We start from the raw sequence: 388 nt of genomic DNA on the forward strand, positions 1-388 counted from the left end.
CAAGTTTGTTGTAAAAATTGCCCCACGCTGCATCTGCTATTGAACGAGATAACCTTTTATTGCGCAGCATATTCTTGATTTTTAAACTCTCCGCAATGACTGCTTGGATTTCGTCAACCATTTGCTTTGAGACCTTATGCTGAAAATCCTCTCTTTTCCGAGAGACTTGTCGATGGAATTTGCTTAGTTTTGCTACTGCTTTCTTTCTTCGATGACTTCCTTTCTGTTTTCTGGAGACGGCTTTGCTCAGCTTACGGAGTGCTTTCAGCTGACAGGTTAGATTCTTCGGATTCGCAATCTCCTGATTGTCCGAATCTGTAAGAAATACTCTAATCCCTGCATCAATTCCTTTAATTGCTGATTCTTTAAGCACCTTGATAGGTTCGGG

At 41.2% G+C, this 388-nt stretch carries 1 protein-coding gene; it reads right to left on the minus strand.

The annotated features are described in order from the left end of the window. A partial coding sequence (locus ACYQ4O_RS13010) for an RNA-guided endonuclease InsQ/TnpB family protein (protein WP_460175878.1) occupies positions 1–373 on the minus strand: 373 nt, incomplete at its 3' end. Positions 374–388: the final 15 nt, after the last annotated feature.

The organism is Turicimonas sp. TL08 (assembly GCF_054660695.1).